This is a genomic window from Cryobacterium sp. MLB-32, assembly GCF_000738085.1.
Classification (GTDB): domain Bacteria; phylum Actinomycetota; class Actinomycetes; order Actinomycetales; family Microbacteriaceae; genus Cryobacterium.
In genome coordinates, this window is record NZ_JPRS01000591.1 from 1 (window position 1) to 527 (window position 527).

General features: G+C 56.5%; 1 protein-coding gene. It reads left to right on the forward strand.

What is annotated here, in order from left to right; translation table 11 throughout:
• Positions 1 to 135 precede the first annotated feature (135 nt).
• A partial coding sequence (locus JF66_RS23345) for a hypothetical protein (RefSeq protein WP_156109962.1) occupies positions 136 to 527 on the forward strand: 392 nt, incomplete at its 3' end.

The following is a 527-nucleotide window of genomic DNA, read 5'->3' on the forward strand; positions in this document are numbered from 1 at the left end:
ACAGTGTCTGTGGGACCAGCACCGCCAGCGTGATGTCGCTGACAAACTCGGCATCACTCAGGCGAGAGTCAGCCAGGTCCTCAAACGGGCCCGAAAATTAATCATGACCAAAGTAAGAGAGAAGGGAGGACCGCTGTGACTGAGAACCAGCGCAAAGACGGAGAAGGAATCTCGCTCGACGCACTGCTTGCGGCTGCCGCGTACCAACCACCATCGCTTGAGAACGACCCGGCCGCCAATCTACTGGGACTTGTTCCCAATTTACATCGCTCGTTGAACCCATCCTCTCTCAAGAGAGCTCGAATGCGTGCCGGACTCAAAACGTCGGATCTTGCTCAACGGCTGGTGTCGAAAGGCTGGCACGTTCGAGCGAGCGATGTGCTCGGATGGGAAACCAAATCGGCGCGGAATGTGCCGCCGGCCCTCATCGCTGCGATAGCTCGCGAAATAGCCGTCAAAGAGGAATCGTTGGTTGTTCACGCCACGGACGATTACCTCCAAGAGGTAAGACTTAGCGCGACGTTCAA